This is a genomic window from Hymenobacter frigidus (assembly GCF_014640435.1).
In the GTDB taxonomy this organism is placed as follows: domain Bacteria; phylum Bacteroidota; class Bacteroidia; order Cytophagales; family Hymenobacteraceae; genus Hymenobacter; species Hymenobacter frigidus.
Window position 1 is genome coordinate 1 of sequence record NZ_BMGY01000063.1, and the last position, 19,685, is coordinate 19,685.

The following is a 19,685-nucleotide window of genomic DNA, read 5'->3' on the forward strand; positions in this document are numbered from 1 at the left end:
CACGAAGCGCTTGTACGAGCAGCTGCTGGCCGCCCACCCCGACAAAGCCCGTATTTACGTCGTGTGTGACAACGCCCGCTACTACAAAAACAGGGAACTGCGGGCCTGGCTGGCCGATAAGCCGATTTGTCAAGTGTTTCTGCCCCCGTATTCGCCCAACCTGAACCTGATTGAGCGCTTCTGGAAATACCTGCGCCAGAAGATTATCAACACCACTTTTTACCGTACCAAGGGCCAGTTCCGCACGGCCGTCCTCGACTTCTTCGACCGACTTCCTGAGTTTGGCCAAGACCTCGCGTCCCTCCTAACCCGTAAATTTCATGTTCTCGATTCGCAAACTGCTTCGTGACGAGTATATCTACCCCGCACGAGATGCTTCGGCCACGCGGACGCCAGATGAGCATGGCGTTCTTTTGTCTGTTGCTAGTGTTGCGTGTTTTACTTCCGGCTTTGCTTCCAATTCCTATGAAAATCACCTCGTTTCTGCTGCTGTTTCTGGCCCTCACCGCTTTCGGCCCCAAGCCCAAGCTCACCACCGTGAAGCTGGGCTCCGGGCTTTCGGTGGGCGTGCCTGCCACGTTTGCGCCGCTGCCCGATGACGGCATTGCCGTGAAATACCCTTCGCCCCGCAAGCCGCTGGCCGTGTATTCCAACCCCAGTGGCCGCGTCGATTACAGCGTGGCGGTGCGGCCCACCACCTTCGAGAGCATGGATTACGCGGTGCTACTCAAAATTTACAAGTCCAGTATTCAGCGGCTTTATACCAAGGTTGATTTTCTGAAGGAAGACATTCGCACCGTGAACGGGCGTGACTTTATTTATTTTGAGTTTGTGTCGACGGTGTCGGACTCGCGGCGCACTGGCAACCAGCTGGCTCCCATCAAGCGTTACCAAACGGTACAGTACGCCATTGTGAAAGACCAGATGTACGTTTTCACCTTCGTGGCCCCCGCCGATGAGCAGGCCCAATGGCAGCCCACGGCCCAAGCCGTGATGGGGGCCATTGCGCTGAAATAAGTACTACTCGCGCCATGACCGACGACTATTTCATGCGGCAGGCGCTGGCCGAAGCCCGCAAGGCGCTAGCGGCCGATGAGATACCCATCGGGGCTGTGGTCGTATTCGAGAAAAAGATAATTGGCCGCGGCTACAATCAGACCGAGCGGCTGCGCGACGTGACGGCCCACGCCGAAATGCTGGCCCTGACCGCCGCCGCCAACCACCTCGGCAATAAATACCTGGCCGACTGCACCCTCTACGTCACCGTGGAGCCGTGCGTGATGTGCGCCGGAGCCAGCTATTGGGCTCAGCTTAAAGCTGTCGTGTTCGGGGCCGATGAGCTTAAATTGGGTTTTCGGCGGCATGGGCAGCTATTGCACCCGCGCACGCAACTGCGCGGCGGGGTGCAGGCCGAAGAATGCGCGGCGCTCATGCGCGATTTCTTCAGTTTGAAGCGTAAATAATCTACTTTTGGGATTGAGTACCCCTCCGGCGCAACCATGCCTGCTGTTAGTTGTTCCGAAGCTGGGTACCTCATACGCTCTTCACCACCCAAACCCTTTTTTAGTTATGGCTTTCGAACTCCCAAAACTCCCGTACGCCTACGATGCGCTCGAACCCACGTTTGACGCGCAGACCATGGAAATCCATCACAGCAAGCACCACCAGGCTTACGTGACCAACCTGAACGCGGCCACCGCGGGCACCGAGATGGAGAATCAGACCATCGAGGAGATTCTGCACAACATTGCCAAGGCTCCCGTGGCCGTGCGCAACAACGGTGGCGGCCACTTCAACCACTCCTTATTCTGGACCATCCTCGCGCCCAACGGCGGCGGGCAGCCTACCGGGGAAATTGGTGAAGCCATCACCAAAAACTTCGGCAGCTACGACAAATTCAAAGAAGATTTCACCAAAGCTGCTACCACGCGCTTTGGCTCGGGCTGGGCGTGGCTGTGCAAGCAGGCCGACGGCTCATTGCAAATCTGCTCGACTCCGAACCAGGACAACCCGCTGATGCCCGACTCGGGCTGCAAGGGCATGCCCATGCTCGGCCTCGACGTGTGGGAGCACGCCTACTACCTGAAATACCAGAACCGTCGCCCCGACTACATCGCCGCTTTCTTCAACCTCATCAACTGGGATGAAGTGAACAAGCGCTTTGCCGCCGCTTACACCAGCTGATTTTTATTACTGCAGCTAATTTGGCTGTGGTTAATGAAGCAGAAAAGCCCGCTCCACCTCATGGGGCGGGCTTTTCTGCTTCATCCAATAGTTAGCAGCGTAGCTCACACAAAGGCAACACGGACAACGGAAACAATTCATGTACGTACCTGCTTTTAATTCGCGTTCCATCAACCCGTCGTTGCGGCATACGCACCGCAGCCTTCTCATCCTATGTCACAGAAAGCATTCGAGCCCGCCCAACTGGGGCCCCTCACCCTCACCAACCACCTCGTAATGGCCCCCATGACGCGCAGCCGCGCCCTGGGCAACGTGCCCAACGAGCTAATGGCTGAGTATTACCGCCAGCGCGCCACGGCCGGCCTCATCATCACGGAAGGCACTTCGCCTTCGGCCGATGGCTTGGGCTACGCCCGCATTCCCGGCCTGTTCAACCAGGAACAAACCACCAACTGGCAGCGCATCACCGAAACGGTGCACCACCACGGCGGCCATATTTTCATTCAGCTGATGCACGCTGGCCGCGTATTCCACCCGCTCAACCTGCCCGAGGGCGCTGAAGGCATTGCGCCCTCCGCCATTGTCGCCAAAGGCCAGATGTGGACCGACGAGAAACAGATGCAGGACCAGCCCGCGCCCCGCGCCCTGCGCCTGGAGGAAATCGCCAAAGTGCGCGACGAGTACGTGAATAGCGCCAAACTGGCCCTGGAAGCTGGTTTTGACGGAGTGGAACTGCACGCCGCCAATGGCTACCTGCTCGAACTCTTCCTGAACCCCGGCTCCAACCAGCGCACCGACGAATACGGGGGTAGCGTGCAAAACCGCGCCCGCTTCGTGCTCGAAGTGACCCGCGCCGTGGCCGAAGCCATCGGGGCCGACCGCACCGGCATCCGCCTCTCGCCCTGGGGCGTGTTCAACGACATGGCCAACTACCCGGAGATTGACGAAACTTATGCCTACCTGGCCGAGGAATTGCAAAAAATTGGCGTCGTGTACCTGCACCTCGTCGACCACGAGGCCATGGGCGCACCGGCCGTACCCGCCAAAACGGTGGACATCATCCGGGAGAAATTCACCAATAAGCTCATCCTGAGCGGCGGCTACACCACCCTTGAGCACATCGAGAAAGCATTGGAAAGCGGCCGCGCCGACCTCGTGGCCATTGGCCGTCCCTTCATTTCGAACCCCGACCTCGTGGAACGCCTGAAGACCGGCCAGCCCCTGGCCGAGAGCGACCAAGCTACCTATTACGCCCCCGGCCCCAACGGCTTTGCCGACGGCTACACCGATTACCCCACGGCCGATGGCCAGCCCGCAGGCACGTTCTCGCCGAGCTACGAGGCGTAAGCCGGCCTTCAGTCACTGATTCAAGCCCCTGTGAAGCGTGCCCCCAACCGGGCGCTTCGCAGGGGCTTTTTATTTATCTTTGACAATCGCGGCCTATGCCCCGCCCCTGCTTTATTCTTATCCCACCCGTTTTGCCCCGTCCTCCGCATGAATACGAAGCTGCGCCTTACTATCCTGAGTTTCCTCCAGTTCTTTATCTGGGGCTCGTGGCTGATAACGATTGGCGCTTACTGGTTTCAAACGAAACAATGGTCTGGCGCGCAGTTTGGTGCCATTTTCTCCACCATGGGCATTGCTTCCATCTTCATGCCCTCGCTCATGGGCATCGTGGCCGATAAGTACGTGAACGCGGAAAAGCTCTACGGCATTCTGCACATTCTGGGCGGCCTCACGCTGCTTACCATTCCGCTGGTCGACAACCCGACAACCATGTTCTGGGTGATGCTGCTGAACATGATTTTCTACATGCCGACGCTCTCGCTCTCCATCGCCGTGTCGTTTTCGGTGCTGAAAGCCGAAGGCCTTGATGTGGTGAAGGACTACCCGCCCATTCGTGTGTGGGGTACCATCGGCTTCATTGTGGCGATGTGGACAGTGAGCTTGCTCGGTTTTGAGAAATCAGCCAACCAGTTTTACGTAGCCGCCGGCGCGGCCATTCTGCTGGGGCTGTATTCGTTCACGCTGCCCAAGTGCCCGCCCACCTCGCAAGGGTCGTCGAGCCGCTCGCTATTCGACGTGTTGGGCCTCAAGTCGTTCGCGCTGCTGCGCGACCGGAAGATGGCCACCTTCTTCGTATTTGCCCTTTTACTGGGCGCGGCCCTGCAGCTCACCAACGCGTACGGCGACACCTTCCTGCACGATTTCGACAAGACCCCGGCCTACCAAGACACCCTGACGGTAAAGTACCCGGCCATCATTATGTCAATCTCACAGATTTCCGAGACGCTGTTTATCCTGGCCATTCCCTTCTTTTTGCGGCGGTTTGGCATCAAGCAGGTCATGTTATTCAGCATGATAGCCTGGGTACTGCGCTTCGGGCTGTTCGCCTACGGCAACCCCGGCTCGGGCCTCTGGATGATTATCCTCTCGTGCATCGTGTACGGCATGGCCTTCGACTTCTTCAATATTTCCGGCTCCCTCTTCGTCGAAACCCAGACGCAGCCCAGCATTCGGGCCAGCGCGCAAGGCTTGTTTATGATGATGACCAACGGCTTTGGGGCCGTGCTGGGCAGCTCGCTGAGCGGCATCATTATCCAGCAGTACTTTACCGACGCTAGCGGGGCCAAAGACTGGCCCAACATCTGGCTCACGTTTGCCGCCTACTCCTTGGTTATTGCGGTGTTGTTTGTCATTATTTTCAAGCACAAACACACCACCCAACCAACTGAGGAAATCCTGCACCCCGAGCCGCTACTCTCCATTGAGCAGCCCTAAATAAGCTCGACAATACAAGATTGGTATAAAAATAGTCTGCATTTGGCACAAAGAAAAAGCCCGCTCTGCGCACTGCAGAGCGGGCTTTTTGCCGCTTTTCGCTTCGGATTACTTCGAACCGAAGAAGAAATCAGCTTCGATTTGCGCATTCTCGTCGGAGTCGGAGCCATGCACGGCGTTCGCCTCGATGCTCTTGGCATACTTCTTCCGGATGGTGCCTTCCTCAGCGTTGGCCGGGTTGGTGGCGCCGATGAGGGTGCGGAAGTCGGCTACGGCGTTATCCTTCTCGAGCACGGCGGCCACAATGGCACCGCTCGACATATATTTCACCAGGTCGTTGTAGAAAGGACGCTCGGCGTGCACGGCGTAAAACTGGCCCGCGCGCTCAGCGGTAAGGTTAATTTTTTGGAGCTCCACGATGCGGAAGCCACCGGCCTCAATCATGCCCAGGATACCACCAATGTGGCTTTCCTGAACGGCATCGGGCTTAATCATCGTGAATGTGCGGTTGGTGGCCATAAACTGAGCGGGGAAGTAGGGGTTGAAAAAGTTATTGAACCACAAAAGTAGCCATAAAGCCCAAGGGTTTCAGTAGCCTGGTCTGGGGGGCCGTTCGCCGACTTTGGGCGAACCTTCCGGGGAGAGTTTGTTGTTGGGAACGGATTTCTTCCGACTTTTGCCGCCCCGATTATTCATAAGCCACCGGCCCTCAGTTCTGTTGTAGGGCCAATATCGTTGTCGATGTCTAGTTCCATTTCCGCCCTGCAAGCATTGCTGGCGCAACCCAAGCAAATTGTTATCACTACCCACCACAAACCCGACGCCGATGCGTTGGGCTCCTCGCTGGCCTGGGCGGGGTACCTCAAGCAAAAGGGCCATCACGTGACGGTGGTCACGCCGTCCGACTATCCGGCGTTTCTGGATTGGATGGAGGGCAACGACGAAGTGGTGGTGTACGACAAGCGCCAGAACGACCGGCAGGTGCGCGACCTTATTACCCGCGCCGAAGTTATTTGCTGCCTCGATTTTAGCTGCCTGGGGCGCATCAACGAGTTGGGCGAGTACATCCGCCAGGCCAACGGCACCAAGGTGCTTGTCGACCACCATCAGGAGCCTGAGGCTTTTGCCGACATCACCTTTTCGGTGCCCACGGCGGCGGCTACGGCCGAGCTAATTTTCGAGATTATCCGCGACCTCGGCCACCAGGACCTCATCACCAAAGGCATTGGCGAAGCCCTCTACGCGGGCATCATGACCGATACGGGCTCGTTTCGCCATCCCAGCACCTCGCGCAACGTGCATTTGATTATTGCCGAGCTGCTAAAGGTCAACATCGATTTGTCGTCGGTGCACCGCCGCATCTACGACTCGCACTCCGAAATTCGCCTGCGCTTCCTGGGCTTCGTGCTGAAGGATAAACTAGTGGTGAACCGCGAGTTTAACACCGCCTACATTGCGATTACGCAGGACGAGCTGCGCCAGTACCAAAGCAAAACCGGCGATACCGAAGGCCTGGTAAACTACGCGCTGAGCATCGAGGGCATCAAGTTTGCGGCCGTATTCATCGACCGGGGCGTGGCCGTTAAAATATCCTTTCGCTCGGTAGGCAGCTTCTCAGTGAGCGACTTTTCGCGGCGGCATTTTGATGGCGGCGGGCACCACAATGCCGCCGGCGGCATCAGCTACCAGCCCCTGGATGCAACCGTGGAGCGCTTCCTCGGCATCTTGCCCGAGTATAAGGAGCAACTTACGGGAATACCTGCCGCGGTAGCGCCGCCAATAGCGTAACTTTGAACCGTATCAGACTCTTCACTTCTTTTAATTTCATGCGTTTTTCCTCCCGCTCTGCGCGGCAGCTGGCCTTGGCGGCCGGCGTGCTGAGCTTCGCTTCCCTCACGGCCTGTAACAAAGGCGGTGGTGAATTTGCCAAGACTAAGTCAGGCATCGAATACAAGATTTTCAAGAAAGTTGGCAACAGCTACGAGCGCCGCGAAATCGGCCCCGATGGCGACCCGACCTACAAAGACCGGGTGGGCAAGTTCCTGCTGGGCAACATGCAATACCTGACCGGCAAAGATTCGGTACTGCAAAACACCCGCCGCGACGTGGGCCTGCCCGTGCCCCTGCCCTTGCAGGAGCTGAAGCAAAAAGGCATGCCCGACGAGGCGCTGTCCATGCTGCAGCCCGGCGACAGCGGCGTGTTCCGCTTCCAGGTTGATTCGCTCATCAAAGCTAGCTCGGGCCAGAAGGTGCCGAATTTCCTGCGCAATGGCGGCAACGTAGTGGTGCTGCGTGTGGCCACCACCGACAAGCTCATCACCCAAGCCGAGGCCCAGGCCCTACAGCCCGAGCTGCAAAAGCGCGCCCAGGCGGCCCAAATGAAGCAGCGCATGGCCTCGCCCGAGTACGCCAAGCAAATGGCGGAGCAGAAAGCGGCTCAAGCCAAAATGATGGCTGCTCCAGCCGTGCAGGCGCAAATGAAAAAGGACGACGCCGTGCTGCAAGACTACGTGAAGAAAAACAACCTCACGGTGCAGAAAACGCCTTCGGGCATCTACTACCAGGTGCTGAAGCCCGGCACCGGCGCCAAGCCCACCCCTGGCCAGACGGTGAGCGTGAATTACAACGGCACGCTGCTGAGTGGCAAACTGTTCGACTCGTCGGATAAAGCCGGCAAGCCCATCGAATTCCCCATCGGCCAGGGCCAGGTTATTCCGGGCTGGGACGAGGGCATTGCGCTGCTCAACAAGGGCAGCAAAGCCATTCTGCTGATTCCTTCCTCGCTGGCCTATGGCACGCGCGGGGCAGGCGCCGACATTCCTGCCGATGCGCCCCTGCGCTTTGAGGTAGAACTGGTTGACGTTCAATAATCCTTACCGTGTTTCCTGATTCCGGCCAACGGGCGGCGCGGCGCAGCTGCCCAGGCCCCGTTGGCCGAAATCTTTTCACCCCCTTGCCATGAAAAATATTTTGCTTCGCTCACGCCTGTTGGTGCTGCTGGCCGGCCTGCTACTGGCCGCCCCGGCCCTGTGGAGCTGCAATACCGAAACGGCTTCGACCAAGGTGCTGCGGGAACACGAAGAAAAGATGACCCGCATCGATGAGGACACGATTCGCAACTACTTGACCCGCAACAATCTGATAAGCACTGCTACCCGCACTAACTCCGGGTTGTATCTGGTACCTATTACCACGGGTACAGGCATCCCGGTAACGAATAACAAACGAGTGCGCATGAAGTATATTGGCCGTTTCTTGAGTAATGGGGCGCAGCCCGGGTCGTCGGGCTACCCGGCTTCGTTCGGTAATCCCAGCTTCCCGCAGGGCAGCATTTTTGATAATTCGGCGGATAAGGGTACGACCTGCGGCTGCGCCGTATTCACGACTGGCGACCCTCTCCTCCGGGTCGGGTTCAACGAAGGGCTGCTGCTGATGCGAACCGGTGACCGCAAATTACTGCTTTTGCCCTCGCGTCTGGCCTACGGCCCGGCTGGTAGCACGGGCATCCCGCCCGATTCGGCCCTGATGTTTGATGTTGAAGTTCTGGAGGTTTTTTAAGCAGTTGACCGTGGCAGGCACTGTTGGCATAAGCCGCAAGGCAAGCTTGCTGGGGCTACTATTGGCTTTGGCCGTGGCAGTGGCACACGCCCAGCCGGGCACCAAGCCCGCCGTGCCCACCACGCCCAGTGCTCCCGCCACTACTACTGCGTTTCCCGATTCGGCGCACCTCACCCCGCAAACGACGCGGGGCGGGGTGCGCTTCGTGTTTCATGAGCGCGGCGCAGGGGCCCAGGCCCGGCCGGGCAGCCGTGTGGCGGTGCGCTACACTGGTTTTTTGCCCGATGGGCATATTTTTGATGCCACTGCCGCTTCGGGTGGGCCAATACGGTTTCGGGTGGGGCGCCAGGAAGTGATTGCGGGCTGGGACGAGCTGTTGCCGTTGCTACCGGCCGGCTCACGGGTGCGCGCCTGGATACCCGCAGCGCTGGCCTACGGAGCCACCGGCGTGCGCGACCCCGACGACTACACCCGTTACCTGATTCCGCCCAACACAGCGCTGGTATTTGAGTTGCAGGTTGTGAGCGTGCGCTGAGGCATTTACTCATGGCTACACGCCATTTTTTTGGATGCCCGGAGCCGGCTAAGCCCCCATTTTTTACCATGATGCGAATCTTCCTTATCAGCGCCGTGAGTGCGCTATTGGCTTTGGGACAGTCTGCCCAGGCACAAACGCCGGGTGCGGAGTTCACCCGCCTACCTACCGGCACCGAATACCGTATTTTCCGCAAAAATGCCAGTGGGCAGTACCAACCCCGGGCCCTTGCGCCTGCTGATGCTCCCTACGCCAGCCGGGCGGGCATGATTCTTACGGTATACATGGAGTTCCGTACGGGCCGCGATTCGGTGCTGATGAACTCGCGCCGGATGCAGCCCACGCCGCAACCCGTGGCGCTTCCCACCGAGCCTGTGCGCGGCAGCCTGGAAGAAGCCCTGGGCCTGTTGCTGCCCGGCGACAGCGCCGTGTTCCGCTTCCCGGCCGACACGGTGTTTGCCAAGACGTTTCGGCAGCCGGTGCCGTCGTTTATCCGCCAAAGCGGCAATAGCCTGGTGGTGCTGGCCAGCGCCCGCCAACTGCTTTCGGTGGCTGAGATGACAGCGTATCAGGAGAAGCTGAAGGCTCAGTATTCGGAGCAAGCGCAACGGGCCGCTATTGCGCAAACGATGAAGGACGTAACCCTGATTCAGGCCTACCTGAAAAAGAACAAGCTGGTGGCTAAGAAAACGGTGGGCGGCACCTACTACGTCGTCACCCGCCTTGGGAAGGGCCTGCCGCCCAAAAAGGGTCAGACCGTGCGCGTACTGTACAAGGGCACGGTGATGACCACCGGCAAGGAGTTTGACTCTTCGGCGAAGCACGGCAACGAGCCTATTGCCTTTCCACTGGGCGTGGGTCAGGTTATTGCCGGCTGGGACCAGGGCATTGCCATGCTGCCCAAAGGCAGCAAAGCCATTTTGCTTATTCCCTCGCTGCTGGGCTACGGCACCCGCGGGGCCGGGGCCGATATTCCGGCCAATGCCGTGCTCCGCTTCGATGTGGAATTGGTCGACTTTAAGTAAGTCGCCGTCACACCTGATACCAGAACAGCCCGCCATGCTGAGCATGACGGGCTGTTTCATTCCTGTTGATTATTCTCTACTCCGCCAAAACCTGCGACAGAATATCCAACGAGCGAATTTCACCCATCTGCTCCACGTGCAGCTGGTAGTAGCGAATGAGGACATGCAACAGCTCGTTCCGCACCCGCCCGTTGGGGATAGTGCTAGTGGCCGGGTCGCGCAGCAGCTCATCGAAGTACCCGTCGAACTCGCGTAGCCGCAGCGTGGCCGGGCCAACGGCTCCCAGGGCCGTGGGCGCGTGGCCGGCCATTATCACCTGGTCGGTGAGCTCGCCGCCCGAACTCACGCCAAAGCCCAGATACGTGGCTAGACGCAGCAAAAAGGTGAGGCCAAAATTCTCACTACCCATGCTTTGCTGGTCGAAAGCCAGAATAGAGTCGTGCAGGAAAGCAAACAGAGGTTCGTTCTGCTCTTCCTCGCGCACGGCCCGGCCCACCACTTCGGACAGAAATAGCACCACGCTGCTTTTCGCCACTTCGTAGGGCAGGGTCTGGAAAGGCTCGGCGCAGCGAAACTCGGCCAGCCGGGTGAGCCCCCCGCTGTTCCGCGCCACGTAGGCCACCAGTTCGAGGAGCGTAAAGGGCTGAAACAGGGCGATGCGCCCGGGCGGCTTGGCCTTGCGCACTCCGTTCACGATATAAGTCTGCACGCCCAGCCGCTCGGTATATACGCGGGCAATAATGCTGGTTTCGCGGTACTTGAGGTAGCTGAGGACGATGCCCCGGGTCTTAAGCAGCATTGATTAGGAATTGATTTTTGAAGGCGCTGAGGTGCTTGCCTGAACTCATCAGCACAGCCCCAATCATTTGCTGAGTACGGCGATTTTGCTGATGCAGCCGTTTTTACCGTCGGCGTCCGACGACAGTACGAGGTACACCCCGGAGCGCACGCGCTGGCCGTCGGGATTGGTCAGGTTCCAGGTTACGGCCCCGCCATTGGCTTTGGTCGCGTACACCAAGTGGCCCGCCACGTCGGTAATTTTCACCAACCCGTTGTTGGCCAGGCCGGTAATGCCTACTGTGCCCGAAAAATCGGGGCGTACGGGGTTGGGGAATACGGCGGTGCACTTTGGGTCGCCTTCGGTGATGGTGGCCGAGCCGCGGTAGGCGACTACGCCCGCATCGGTGGCCACCCATACCTCGCCGGTTTTGTCGTTCACTTTCACGTCCACGATGCGATTGGATGGCAGTGGGCTGTTTTCCTTGGTGAAGTGCATCAGAGCCTCGTCGGCATCGGGGCTGAACAGCCACAGGCCCTGGTCGGTGCCAAACCACTTGCGGTCGCCGCCATCAACGGCCATGGTGCGCACGGCCTCCGTGAAGAGCACCGGGAAGTCCTTGCCTTCGCCGCGCCGCACGTAGGGTAGGGTGAACTTTGCATCGGCCCCGAATGGCCCGCTGGGGTCGTTGAACACCGCCACGCCTTTGATGGTAGCGGCCCAGATGTAGCCGCGACGGTCTTTTACTACTTCGTACAGCTGGTTATCCGGCAAACCTGCTGATGTGCTAAAGAACCGCGGCCGTTGGGTGGTAGCGGCGTTAGGGTCAATAACGAAAAGGCCGCCTTCGGTTTGACCGGAAATACTGGGATTGTTCGGCTTGCGGGCGACTGTCGCCCACACCAACCCCTGGTCATCCAGGGTGATGCGGTCGAGGTTCTCGAAGTTGGGCACCCAAGGGATAGTGCGCCAAGTGTTAGCACTGGGCGTAAAAACGTACAACCCCGAGGTATTAGGTACGCCGTGAGGATTCACGACATAAACATTGCCTTCGGCGTTTGACGTGACATCGGAAACCCGGTCATTACCAGCTATGGCATACGGCAGAATGGGGCTGCCAGGGGCACTCGCGGCAGTAGACGTAAACCGACGAAACTGCCCCGGGCCTTTCCATTCCAGCAATCCACCTCCGAAATTAGCTATGTAGAGCGTACCGTCGGGGGTACGGGTGCCCCGCGATACATTGATTGGGTTCGGAAAAGCAGCAACCGGCAATTTGAGGCTGGTCACATTGGTCCACTGTCCGTCGGCGTACTCGTAGAATCCTGCTTGCCGGCCAAACGGGAAGTAGCGTTCCGAATAGCCACCGGTAAATACATTTACTTTATTAGAACGCGCATCGGCCAGCAGGCCAAATGAATTGCTGCTTTCCGGCCCATTCGCTTCAAACACCTCCGTGGGTTGGCCGGGCCGCACCCACTGCAGGCCCAACTCATAGTTTGCCACGTAGTGGCTGCCATCGCGGGAGCGCACGGCATCGGTGGTGAAGGTGCCCGGCCGGGGTGGTACAACCGTTGTTACCAATCCATTCCGGTCGAGGCGGCGCACCCCATAAGTATCGTCGGTGATATACAAACCGGCAACATTGGCGCGTAGTGTGCGAAACTGTACGGTGTAGGTGTTCGGCACCGGCTGCCACCTATTAAGCGTGCCTGCAGACGCCGGAACGAACTTGTAAAGGGATAAGCCCGGGTCATCAACGCCGGCATAAATCTGCCCGGCAAACGTGGCCAGCACCCGGTACGCGTTGGGCGTAGCGGGACCGGTCGGTATCGGCTGCTGGTCCAAAATCCAGTTGCGGTAGTCGAGCAGGTTATTGGTTAACGAGGCCCGCAGCAGCCCCCCGGAAGTGGCGGCCACGACGGTAGTACCGGCGATGGTCACATCGTACACCGCTGCCACCGTGCCGCCAGTCCCAATATTGCTGTACGTGTCGCTGATTTCAAGCTTCGTCAGGTCCAGCACCACGATGCCGAAACTGGTCGAGATGTAGGCCTTGGTGCCGCTGATGGAAACCCGATACACTTCCTTTTTGCCCTGAATCGACTTACGCAGCACGTCGCTCAGGTTGCGCACACTGCCGTTGGGCCGCAGCACGTCAATATTGGTGTTGGCATAAACAACCACCGTTTGCTTGCTCACTGAATCGTAGGCCAGGGCCGCTACCTTGACGTCGTTCAGGCCGTCGCGACGCGAGAGCACCTGCGTGGTGTTCTGCTTCTTATCCAGAAAGTAGAACGCGTTTTCGGTCGCCACGTAGAGCCGGTCGCCGGCATCAGCCAGGCGCAAAGGGCGGTTGGTGGGCAGGTGCAGCTGCCAGTCGCCGTAGCCCACGGGGCCCTGGGCGCGTGCCGAACCAGCAATTAACAACAGCCCGGCAACCCCGAGCAAACAACGGAAAAGGTAGGACATACGCTCAGCAAAGACTCAAGTAAGGGATAGAAGCCGCAGGGCTGCTTCAGCCAACGCCTGGCCCGATGGTTTAGTGCGTGGCCGTAGAATGCGTTTCCGGGGCCGGGGCTTTGGCTTGAATTCCCTCCAGAAAACAGGGCCGGCACCGCGCCTCGTACGAGTCGGTTTCGCCGAGCATTACCTGGCTTTCGTTGGCAACCACGCGATACGAATACGTGGCAATTTCGCCGCAGCACACGCACACGGCGTGCACCTTCGTCACATACTCAGCCGTGGCCAGCAAATCGGGCATCGGTCCGAAGGGGCGACCCAGGTAATCCATATCCAGCCCGGCCACGATGACGCGGATGCCGCTGTTGGCCAGCTGCTGGCACACATCAACCAAGGAGCTATCAAAGAACTGGCCCTCGTCGATGCCCACCACGTCGGACCCAGCGGCTAACAATAAAATTTCTGAGGCCACGGCTACCGGCGTCGAGCGAATGCGGGCGGCATTGTGGCTCACCACGTCTTCGGTATGGTAGCGGGTGTCGAGGGAAGGTTTGAAAATTTCGACCCGCTGCCGCGCAATGCGGGCGCGGGTGAGGCGGCGAATCAGTTCTTCGGTCTTGCCCGAAAACATGGAGCCGCACACCACTTCAATCCAGCCCCGGCGGGAGGCATTGTGGCGGTTGCCGACGCGGGGTTCAATAAACAAGGGATAGCGGGCTTGGGAGGGTTTGGAAATCTAAAGTTAGGAACGAACCGCCCAGCACGCCGCAGCCTTTCTCACCTTATTTGGCGAATTGCCTGACCACCTGTGGGTCGGCTACTCCGCGGCTTACGAACCGCTAAAACCGACTAGGCGGAGCTAAGTCGTTTCGAGGTACTGCTGATGGGGCAGCTGGGTGGCAGCGGGCACCCGGCCCACCACTTGGCCCGCGGGCAGCCGGGCCTGGCAGGCCAGGCGCTCGTGGGGCAGCAGCCGGCCGGCGGCGCGGTAGCGCAGCTCGGCATCGGTGGGTGGGCTCAGGTTTTCCAGGCCCACCAGCACTTCCAGGCGGCAGGTAGTGCAGCGGCCTTTGGCCCCACAGGCGTGCATCCAGTCGTACCCGGCGGCTTGCAGCGAGGCCAGCAGCGTGGCTCCGGCGGGCACTTCTACGGTCGCGCCGGGCAAGTTTTCAATCGTTAACAGGGCCATTTGTGCCTAACTTCGGCCACCGAAACCCGGCCTTTTTATGAACGACAAATATAGCCCCACCAAGTGCGCGCAATACGGCCGCCGCTTGGCCGCCCGGCTCTGCGACCAGCACTTCGGCCCCCAGCCCACTGCCACTCTCGATGGCCCGGCGGTGCTCAAATTCACTTCCGTTCGCCAGCTCAATCTGTTGGTAATCCGTCAGCTGCTGGGGCAGTGGCAGGCCGAAACGGCCCAGCTCCGCAGTGCTTATTTCGACTTTGAGGCCGCGCCCGTACAGGCCGCGCTCACCCAGTTTATGAACGTGCTGTCGCGCCACATTCGCCTGGGCCGCGCGGCCTATGAGCCCCTGCTCGCCCAAGCTGCTGCCGACACGCTGAGCATTGTGGCCGACCCGGCCGGCAGCTTCGAGCGCCTACTCCTGGGCACTGCCGAAACACCCACTTTGGCAGGTCTGCGCGATAATCTTCGCTACCTGGATATCGACAAAACCTTTTTTCAGGGCTTTATCGACAATTTGCCCGTGGGTACTGACCTAAGCCGCGAATTTCTCATTCACCGTTTCGAGCTTTACCGCGCGGCCAATTACAAGGCCCACCAGCCCTTGCAGCGTTTGGTAGAGGAGCTGAGTACACTCTTGCCCCTCACTACCGCCGACTTGCTCGAGGATGGTCCGGTTTCGGCCATCTCGCCTGCTCCTCCCGTTGAGCCTACCCTGCCGGCTGCGGTGCCCGAGCCCAAGCCGTTGGCCCCGCCCACTTTCGTGGTACCGCCAATGCTCCCGCCCGCCCCGGAGCCAGTCGCTGCGCCCGCTATATCAGCCACTACTGTACCCGCGCCGGCTTCAGCCACAAGCCCGGCCCCAACGCCTGTCTTCCTCCCACCCAACCAGGAAACAACCAGCGTCCCGCTTCATGAAAAGCTGAAAGCGGGCCAGCCCAGCGCCCCCGTTCTAGCCGATACGCTGCGCGCTACCACCGCACCTGCTTCCTTGGCTGAGCGCGCGGCTACCAAAGTTGAAACCTTGCGCGAGGCCATTTCCATCAACCAGCGCTTTAGCTTCATCAATGAGTTATTCGGGGGCGAAAACATGGATTACCACGCCGCCATTCAGCACCTTGATTCGCTGACTACTGCTGAGCAGGCGCGGGCCCACGTTACGGGGGCGCTGTCGCAACGCTACGATTGGAGCCGCAAGGAGGAGCACGTTAGCAAGCTCCTGAAACTCATTGAGCGCAAATTTGCCTAGTCCCCACTCCGTTGCGCCCGCACCAGGGGCTGGGCAGCGGGTCCGGCGTTGGCTACTGCCGTGGCTGCTGGCCGTAGCGGCCCTCGCCAACCTGGCGTATCCGATGTATGTGCACTTCGATTTTTCGCACTCGCCCGATACGCGCAGCTACTTGAGCATGGCCGCCGGCCGCTTCGACAGCATTCGCATTACCCACCGCTACCGTGTGTTGGTTCCGGCGGCCGCGGCCGTGGTAGCAGCCCCGGTAGCTCAGCTTTATGGCCGGGTATGGCCTCAGCGCCCGGCCGGGCTATGGCCCCGACGTTTCGCCTTTTATCTGGTCAACTGCCTGTTGCTGGCTGCCGCCGGGGCCTGCTGGTACAACGCCGCCCGCCAGCTTGGCGCGGCCCCGGAAGCAGCTATCCTGGCTATGCTGGCCATCTTGACCAGCCGATGGGCTGAGTATGCGGCTGGGCTCCCGCTTACCGACAGCCTCTACCTGTTGGTATTCGGGCTCAGCTATTACGCAGTCCGGCGCGGCCCTCGCGGCAGCTGGGCCCTGATACTAGCGCTTGTGCTGGGTCCCTTGTCGAAGGAGTCATTCTTATTCCTGGTGCCGTGGCTGTTCTGGTTCGGTCGCCATACGTTGGCTTGGCCCCGCCAGCTGCTGGCGCTGGCGGGCGGCCTACTGGCCCTGCTGGCCGTGCACTATGCTGTCGATACCCACCTTGGTGCACCCGCCACGCAGTCAGTTTCCAACGCCCTGGAGCATGTAGGGAACATACTTTATTCTCTACGGCGGGCCGCTTCCCCCAAAGGATTAGGCGAGTTGCTCAGCATTTTTGGTCTGTTTACGCTGATTGTTCCCGTGGCTTTTTGGCTGGAGAAGCGCCGGCCTACCAATCCGTCGGCGACCTTCTACGCCCCGCTGGGTTGGGCCGAAACCGGCTTGCTTGCTGTCGTGGTTATCCACATGCTTTTGTCCGGTGACTTAGGCCGTATGGGCTACTTATTCGCTCCCGCGTTTTGCGCAGCGCTAGCATTGGCCTTCACGCATTGGCGCCGTTTGGTTCACAGCTGAGACTGCTTCTGCTTCGTCAGGCCACTTCAGGCCCACCAGCGCAAAGGCCAACAACAACGGCCACACCGGCACCAAAAACCTTGCGGCACCCAGTGGTCCGGTTAGCAGCGCCACATACACTAGCAAGCCTAACGCAATCCAGCGGCCATTCCGCAGCTTCTGGCCGCTGGTGCCCAGCCGCCAGAAGCCGCGTGCGGCTAGTACCAGCCGTATTCCGTTGGCCAGCAGCACCAACGCCAGCACGGTCAATAAGCCCACGGGTAAGTGGCTCAATGCCCGCAACAACCCGCCTGCCCGTACCTGCGCCAGTAATCCGCCGCCCCCCGGCTCGGCCAAGCCGGCCAGATGACTGATATCAAATCGGCCAGGGTCCAGAAACAAGGTGACCATCCCCTGGGCATGCTGCCGCGCATACACCAACGGATGCGCCCACAGTACCGCCCCCGCCCGCCGCTGAATGAGTTGCTGCCGTGCGGCAAAATTCGGCTGCACGGACGCATCATTCAGAACGCCAGCCACCCATATTTCCTCCGCTGCTGGGCCCGCTACTTGGCGCAATACCCCCGCCGCGTTGTAATGAAGCAGGTTAATTTCCGCAATGCTGGAGAAATGCGCATAGCCCGTACGCTGCTTGTTCCAGCCCATGTACATCCCCACCACCACCAACGGCATCAGCCCTAATATAGCCAAACTTTGGGCTGTGCGCCATCGCCACACCAGCACCATTCCCAACACCGCCGGCACCACTGCTAGAGGATAAAAAACCGGTTTTATCAGCAATGCAACGACCAAGGCCCCCATACCCACTGCAAAGTATCGTAGTTGCCGCCTTCTGATGAAGGCCACCACCGCCCAGGTCATTGTTAGAACCACCGTTTGCAAAAGCACCTCGCTCATCACCGCGTTAGCGTAGATGAATTGGGCTGGAAAGGTCGTAATGCCCACCAAGACTACCAGCCACTGTCGTGTTGTTGGCTGGGCCCGGCGCGCCCACCAGGTCAGGACCAGCCCAATATTGAGCATACTCAATAAATTCTGGAACACGAGCAGCGTCCACAGCCTTGAGCTCCCCCGCCCCAAGCCCATCACCACCAACGGATATCCTAAGGTTCTGATTGTAAATTCCTGCACTGCCTGCCCTTGTGGCTGTGCGCCCGTCCAGGGCCGCGCATATAGCTCGCCATGCAGCCTGATGTTTTCCGCGGCCTGTAGGTAGCGGCCTGAATCCGGAAAGCTCCAACTTTCAGCCCTGAGCACCCAGCAAAATATTAGTAAGTGCAATAACACCAGCGCCGTCCACACCCATCCCGGTACCCATTGCCTCTCCATTAGCGCAGCAAATCCTGCTTACGATAAGCGTCGAGCGCCAACAGACTAAACAATAAGATAGTAAACGACCACAGCGAAGACCCGCCGTAACTAAAAAAAGGCAGCGGTATGCCCACCACCGGAGCCAGCCCTATGGTCATTCCTATATTCACCGTTACGTGGAAAAACAGCACGCTCGCCACACAGTAGCCATAGGTTCGCCCGAACACCGATTTTTGTCGCTCCGCCACATAAATAATACGCCACAGCAATGTTAAGTATAGCCCAACAACAACTAAGCTACCCATCCAACCAAATTCTTCCCCTACTGTACAAAAGATAAAGTCGGTGCTTTGCTCAGGCACGAAGTCAAATTTTGTTTGAGTCCCTTGTAAAAACCCTTTTCCTACCAATCCTCCTGACCCAATCGCAATTTTACTTTGCGTCACGTTCCAGCCCTTGCCTAGCGGGTCCGCCGAAGGATTGATAAGCACTTCTATGCGCTGTCGCTGGTGGGGCTGGAGGACATCATTATAGAAAAAATCAACCCCCACCACCATACCAATCACAGCTAGCCATACGCCCAGAGCCACTGGCAAATGATGCCGCAGCACCCGGCGGTTCAGCCCCAGTACCACCAGTAATATCGCCGTAAATACTGCAACCAGCCACAGTTTGGGCACCAGTAGCGCCAACAACAATATTACCCCAGACGCGGCCAGCAGCAACAATATCAAAGGCGACATTCCCTCACGGAAATAGGCCAGCAACAAAGCCCCAAAAACCAATGCTTGTCCTGATTCATTGGAGGCTACAATCAACAGCGGTGGCAACAGGGTAATCCCTGCCAACACCAATTGGTCTCGCCAATTTTGGTAGCGCAGATTAATGCTGGACATGAACCGCGATGCCGCCAACGCCGTCGTAAACTTCGCGAATTCAGCCGGTTGCAATCGTACTGGCCCAAGCTCCAGCCACGACCTCGAGCCCGCAATTGGCCGCGCCACAAACATTGTTACCAGCAATAATATAATCATCCCACCATACAAGGCGTAAGCCAATGTATCGTAAGCCTTGTAGTCAACTACCAATAACACCACAATAAGCACAACTGCTGTCGCAATCCACAGTAGCTGCTTAAACCAATTAAAAGCCATGAGCTTATCAAAGCTCATATTCCCCAATAGATTCGACGGAGCATCAGGCGAATAACTAGATGCATAAATGCATACCCAGCCTAGCCCAACCAGCACCACATACAGCAGAACAGTCAGCCAATCAATACTACGACTATAACGTGCTGGTGAAACTTGCACAAACAATGCTAAGGGTGAATAGACAAATTTACAATCAGTTGGTCTGCAAACACTACATCAACGGGCCTAGGTAGGACAAGGAACTAAGGGAAGTCCGGTGCCTAGTAGCGGTATACCTTGGGTACGGGCGGGTGGAGTATAACGGGGCCAGGGAGGTGGGGAATGCAAAACGCCCCCCGCGGCTGGTGAAAGCGGCGGGGGGCGTTACGAAATAAGGTTGGCGGCGACCGACTCTCCCACCG

At 58.8% G+C, this 19,685-nt stretch carries 20 protein-coding genes; 13 read left to right on the plus strand and 7 right to left on the minus strand.

What is annotated here, in order from left to right; translation table 11 throughout:
- The 6 genes from IEW17_RS19265 to IEW17_RS19290 form a co-directional block, all read left to right on the plus strand.
- The coding region (locus tag IEW17_RS19265) for a transposase (RefSeq protein WP_188563693.1) at positions 1 to 349 on the plus strand (349 nt) is incomplete at its 5' end.
- 116 nt (positions 350 to 465) lie between these two features.
- Positions 466 to 1,017 carry a hypothetical protein gene (locus IEW17_RS19270; protein ID WP_229749146.1) on the plus strand — a complete coding sequence of 184 codons (552 nt, stop codon included), beginning with the start codon at positions 466 to 468 and terminating at the stop codon, positions 1,015 to 1,017.
- A 14-nt stretch (positions 1,018 to 1,031) separates the two neighbouring features.
- Complete coding sequence (locus IEW17_RS19275; protein WP_229749147.1) at positions 1,032 to 1,463, plus strand: nucleoside deaminase; 432 nt, start codon at positions 1,032 to 1,034, stop codon at positions 1,461 to 1,463.
- Positions 1,464 to 1,569: 106 nt separating this feature from the next.
- The gene (locus IEW17_RS19280) at positions 1,570 to 2,184 is read left to right on the plus strand and encodes a superoxide dismutase (protein ID WP_188563695.1); all 615 of its coding nucleotides are present in this window, start codon (positions 1,570 to 1,572) and stop codon (positions 2,182 to 2,184) included.
- A gap of 213 nt (positions 2,185 to 2,397) precedes the next feature.
- A complete protein-coding gene (locus tag IEW17_RS19285) occupies positions 2,398 to 3,531 on the plus strand; it encodes an alkene reductase (RefSeq protein WP_188563696.1) in 1,134 nt (377 codons plus the stop codon).
- Between the two features lie 147 nt (positions 3,532 to 3,678).
- The gene (locus tag IEW17_RS19290) at positions 3,679 to 4,965 is read left to right on the plus strand and encodes a nucleoside permease (RefSeq protein ID WP_188563697.1); all 1,287 of its coding nucleotides are present in this window, start codon (positions 3,679 to 3,681) and stop codon (positions 4,963 to 4,965) included.
- Positions 4,966 to 5,073: 108 nt separating this feature from the next.
- On the opposite strand, the gene IEW17_RS19295 is transcribed toward IEW17_RS19290, so the two are convergent.
- The gene (locus IEW17_RS19295) at positions 5,074 to 5,484 is read right to left on the minus strand and encodes a nucleoside-diphosphate kinase (RefSeq protein WP_188563711.1); all 411 of its coding nucleotides are present in this window, start codon (positions 5,482 to 5,484) and stop codon (positions 5,074 to 5,076) included.
- Between the two features lie 222 nt (positions 5,485 to 5,706).
- On the opposite strand from IEW17_RS19295, the gene IEW17_RS19300 reads away from it, so the two are divergent.
- The 5 genes from IEW17_RS19300 (at position 5,707) to IEW17_RS19320 (ending at position 10,083) form a co-directional block, all read left to right on the plus strand.
- A complete protein-coding gene (locus tag IEW17_RS19300) occupies positions 5,707 to 6,753 on the plus strand; it encodes a DHH family phosphoesterase (RefSeq protein WP_188563698.1) in 1,047 nt (348 codons plus the stop codon).
- Positions 6,754 to 6,791: 38 nt separating this feature from the next.
- Positions 6,792 to 7,835 (plus strand): FKBP-type peptidyl-prolyl cis-trans isomerase, encoded by a 1,044-nt coding sequence (locus tag IEW17_RS19305; RefSeq protein ID WP_188563699.1) that lies wholly within the window; start codon positions 6,792 to 6,794, stop codon positions 7,833 to 7,835.
- An 88-nt stretch (positions 7,836 to 7,923) separates the two neighbouring features.
- Positions 7,924 to 8,523: an FKBP-type peptidyl-prolyl cis-trans isomerase gene (locus tag IEW17_RS19310; RefSeq protein WP_188563700.1), complete on the plus strand. Its 600-nt coding sequence runs from the start codon at positions 7,924 to 7,926 to the stop codon at positions 8,521 to 8,523.
- 73 nt (positions 8,524 to 8,596) lie between these two features.
- The gene (locus IEW17_RS19315; protein WP_229749148.1) at positions 8,597 to 9,058 is read left to right on the plus strand and encodes an FKBP-type peptidyl-prolyl cis-trans isomerase; all 462 of its coding nucleotides are present in this window, start codon (positions 8,597 to 8,599) and stop codon (positions 9,056 to 9,058) included.
- 68 nt (positions 9,059 to 9,126) lie between these two features.
- Positions 9,127 to 10,083, plus strand: coding sequence for an FKBP-type peptidyl-prolyl cis-trans isomerase (locus tag IEW17_RS19320; RefSeq protein WP_229749149.1), 957 nt, complete (start codon positions 9,127 to 9,129; stop codon positions 10,081 to 10,083).
- 76 nt (positions 10,084 to 10,159) lie between these two features.
- On the opposite strand, the gene recO is transcribed toward IEW17_RS19320, so the two are convergent.
- The 4 genes from recO to IEW17_RS19340 all read right to left on the minus strand — a co-directional run bounded on the left by recO (position 10,160) and on the right by IEW17_RS19340 (position 14,513).
- A complete protein-coding gene (recO, locus tag IEW17_RS19325; RefSeq protein WP_188563702.1) occupies positions 10,160 to 10,882 on the minus strand; it encodes a DNA repair protein RecO in 723 nt (240 codons plus the stop codon).
- Between the two features lie 63 nt (positions 10,883 to 10,945).
- On the minus strand, positions 10,946 to 13,312 hold the full coding sequence (porZ, locus tag IEW17_RS19330) for a type IX secretion system anionic LPS delivery protein PorZ (protein WP_229749150.1): 2,367 nt from the start codon (positions 13,310 to 13,312) through the stop codon (positions 10,946 to 10,948).
- Between the two features lie 91 nt (positions 13,313 to 13,403).
- A complete protein-coding gene (locus IEW17_RS19335; RefSeq protein ID WP_188563704.1) occupies positions 13,404 to 14,030 on the minus strand; it encodes a thymidine kinase in 627 nt (208 codons plus the stop codon).
- 153 nt (positions 14,031 to 14,183) lie between these two features.
- Positions 14,184 to 14,513 carry a 2Fe-2S iron-sulfur cluster-binding protein gene (locus IEW17_RS19340; RefSeq protein ID WP_188563705.1) on the minus strand — a complete coding sequence of 110 codons (330 nt, stop codon included), beginning with the start codon at positions 14,511 to 14,513 and terminating at the stop codon, positions 14,184 to 14,186.
- 37 nt (positions 14,514 to 14,550) lie between these two features.
- Between IEW17_RS19340 and IEW17_RS19345 the strand changes: the two genes are divergently transcribed.
- Positions 14,551 to 15,759, plus strand: coding sequence for a DUF8457 domain-containing protein (locus IEW17_RS19345; protein WP_188563706.1), 1,209 nt, complete (start codon positions 14,551 to 14,553; stop codon positions 15,757 to 15,759).
- Positions 15,752 to 16,819: a hypothetical protein gene (locus IEW17_RS19350; protein ID WP_188563707.1), complete on the plus strand. Its 1,068-nt coding sequence runs from the start codon at positions 15,752 to 15,754 to the stop codon at positions 16,817 to 16,819. The genes IEW17_RS19345 and IEW17_RS19350 overlap by 8 nt, the downstream gene beginning before the upstream one ends.
- Here the strand turns inward: IEW17_RS19350 and IEW17_RS19355 are convergent.
- Both IEW17_RS19355 and rodA read right to left on the minus strand, forming a co-directional pair.
- Positions 16,775 to 18,076, minus strand: a complete 1,302-nt coding sequence (locus IEW17_RS19355; protein ID WP_188563708.1) for a hypothetical protein — start codon at positions 18,074 to 18,076, stop codon at positions 16,775 to 16,777. The genes IEW17_RS19350 and IEW17_RS19355 overlap by 45 nt on opposite strands.
- Before the next feature lie 71 nt (positions 18,077 to 18,147).
- Positions 18,148 to 19,443: a rod shape-determining protein RodA gene (rodA, locus tag IEW17_RS19360; RefSeq protein WP_188563709.1), complete on the minus strand. Its 1,296-nt coding sequence runs from the start codon at positions 19,441 to 19,443 to the stop codon at positions 18,148 to 18,150.
- Between the last annotated feature and the right edge of the window lie 242 nt (positions 19,444 to 19,685).

Coding starts and splice junctions, on each gene's coding strand:
- IEW17_RS19270 (WP_229749146.1), top strand. CDS start 466: ATGAAAATCACCTCGTTTCTGCTGCTGTTTCTGGCCCTCACCGCTTTC.
- IEW17_RS19275 (WP_229749147.1), top strand. CDS start 1,032: ATGACCGACGACTATTTCATGCGGCAGGCGCTGGCCGAAGCCCGCAAG.
- IEW17_RS19280 (WP_188563695.1), top strand. CDS start 1,570: ATGGCTTTCGAACTCCCAAAACTCCCGTACGCCTACGATGCGCTCGAA.
- IEW17_RS19285 (WP_188563696.1), top strand. CDS start 2,398: ATGTCACAGAAAGCATTCGAGCCCGCCCAACTGGGGCCCCTCACCCTC.
- IEW17_RS19290 (WP_188563697.1), top strand. CDS start 3,679: ATGAATACGAAGCTGCGCCTTACTATCCTGAGTTTCCTCCAGTTCTTT.
- IEW17_RS19295 (WP_188563711.1), bottom strand. CDS start 5,484: ATGGCCACCAACCGCACATTCACGATGATTAAGCCCGATGCCGTTCAG.
- IEW17_RS19300 (WP_188563698.1), top strand. CDS start 5,707: ATGTCTAGTTCCATTTCCGCCCTGCAAGCATTGCTGGCGCAACCCAAG.
- IEW17_RS19305 (WP_188563699.1), top strand. CDS start 6,792: ATGCGTTTTTCCTCCCGCTCTGCGCGGCAGCTGGCCTTGGCGGCCGGC.
- IEW17_RS19310 (WP_188563700.1), top strand. CDS start 7,924: ATGAAAAATATTTTGCTTCGCTCACGCCTGTTGGTGCTGCTGGCCGGC.
- IEW17_RS19320 (WP_229749149.1), top strand. CDS start 9,127: ATGATGCGAATCTTCCTTATCAGCGCCGTGAGTGCGCTATTGGCTTTG.
- recO (WP_188563702.1), bottom strand. CDS start 10,882: ATGCTGCTTAAGACCCGGGGCATCGTCCTCAGCTACCTCAAGTACCGC.
- IEW17_RS19340 (WP_188563705.1), bottom strand. CDS start 14,513: ATGGCCCTGTTAACGATTGAAAACTTGCCCGGCGCGACCGTAGAAGTG.
- IEW17_RS19345 (WP_188563706.1), top strand. CDS start 14,551: ATGAACGACAAATATAGCCCCACCAAGTGCGCGCAATACGGCCGCCGC.